At 53.2% G+C, this 1898-nt stretch carries 2 pseudogenes; both read left to right on the forward strand.

Features of this window, described 5'->3' with window-relative positions:
• Window positions 1–1651 (forward strand): annotated as a pseudogene (locus tag ACK59H_RS22865) (RHS repeat-associated core domain-containing protein); the annotation flags it as partial.
• A 2-nt stretch (window positions 1652–1653) separates the two neighbouring features.
• Window positions 1654–1898 (forward strand): annotated as a pseudogene (locus tag ACK59H_RS22870) (hypothetical protein); the annotation flags it as partial.

Consider the following 1898-nt stretch of genomic DNA (forward strand, 5'->3'; position numbering starts at 1 on the left):
AGGAAAAGCTGGCGTACACCTACGATGTGCTGGGGCGGCTGACGCAAGAAATCACGCCCGATGGCACGCTGGGCTACGAGTACGATCCGCTCAGTAACCTGACCACCCTGACTCTGCCGGATGGGCGCAAGGTCAACCACCTGTACTACGGCAGTGGGCACTTGCACCAGTTGAACCTGGACGGCCAGGTGATCAGCGACATGGAGCGCGACGACCTGCATCGTGAGGTCTACCGGACCCGAGGCAAGTTCACCAGTTGCTTTGGCTATGACGCCATGGGGCGCAAGGCTTGGCAGTACGCCTCGATGCTGCCAGCCGACAAGCTGTCGCAGGTGCACAGCACCTGCATCAATACCTCGTTGCTGGTGGAGCATGCCTACAACCCCTATACACCGCCGCTACCAATACGATCCGGCGGGTGAGCTGGTCCGCACTCTCGACAAGCTGCGGGGCGAGATCAAATACGAGTACGAAGCCAACGGGCAGTTATGCAGCCGCGATACCGGCTCGCTGGTGGGCAGTGAAGAGTTCCGCTACGACGCAGCCGCGAACCGTCTGGACTTCAATGCTCGGCAGTTCGACAAGGTCAAGGACAACCGGATCAAGCAGTGGCGCGATCAGGAGTACCGCTACGACCCGTGGGGCAACCTGATCGAGAAGCGCTCGGGGCACAGCAAGCTGCAAAATACTTTGCCTATGACTGCGAGAACCGGCTGGTTAAAGCTGAAACGTATGTCGGTGGCAGGCTGGAGAGCACCGGGCAGTACCGGTATGACAGCCTGGGACGGCGGGTGGCCAAGCAGGCGGAAATCAACGGCGAAGTCGAGCACAAGCGCTTTCTCTGGCAAGGGCTGAGGATGCTGCGCGAGGAGACGCCAGGACAAAGCATCTTGTACCTGTACGAGCCGGGGAGCTATGCGCCGTTGGCGCGGGTTAATCAGGCGGAAGGGGAGAACAGAAGCTTTACTACTTTCACACGGACCAGATCGGTACGCCGTTGGAGCTGACGGACAGCGATGGCAAGATTGTTTGGCAGGCGACGTATCGTTCTTGGGGAAAGATAGAACAGCTGGCCGTCAACCAAGTTATGCAGCACATGCGCTTTCAAGGTCAATACTGTGACCTTGAGACGGGGCTGCATTACAATACGCACAGATATTATGATCCGCAAGTTGGCCGCTTCGTAACGCAAGATACGTTGAGTGTCGACGGCGGAATGAATCTCTATGGCTATGTTTTAAATCCGATTCTATGGTTGGACCCACTTGGGTTGTCCTGTGGGTCCGATGCGAAAAAACTTGCAGACAGTGTCGGTAGCAAACCAGTAGGTGGAGGGCAGTATGATGCGCATCACATCATAATGTCTAACTCAAAGGACATCAGAATGATTGCCTTGAGGAAACAAATGAAGGAGCTGGGGATCGATATCAATAATAGAAAAAATGGTATTTGGTTGCCAAATACAGAGTCTGCTAGAGTTCCCGGAACACTAGCAACGCCACACAAGGACGCCGGAATACATGGGAATGCCTACAAACAGCATGTGTATGATGCATTGGCAGGTAAAACCACGAAGAAAGATTTTTTGAGTGGGCTCGCTGAGCTCAAAGAGCAATTAAGTAGCGGTAAAACTTTTGCTGTGAGGAAATAGCTATGATTCCCGATAAATTTAAGGAATTGCTTGAGAATTTAAGGTCTAAACTTGAAGAGGGTCTTCCTGAAAGCGCAGGTGTGCAGTGTGTAAATGGTGAGGAAGTAAAGTGGGCAAAGGGTCCAAGTTTTTCTATCATGCCTTATGGGTTGGAACTTGCCGGGGTGACTCCGTGCCCACTCCTCGATTCTGAACCCAAGAGCAAAAAAAACTGCTTTAAGTTTTATTGCTCTGAGGAGGGTGAATT

It is taken from the genome of Pseudomonas sp. KCJK9000 (genome assembly GCF_046230725.1).
GTDB classification, from domain to species: Bacteria; Pseudomonadota; Gammaproteobacteria; order Pseudomonadales; family Pseudomonadaceae; genus Aquipseudomonas; species Aquipseudomonas promysalinigenes.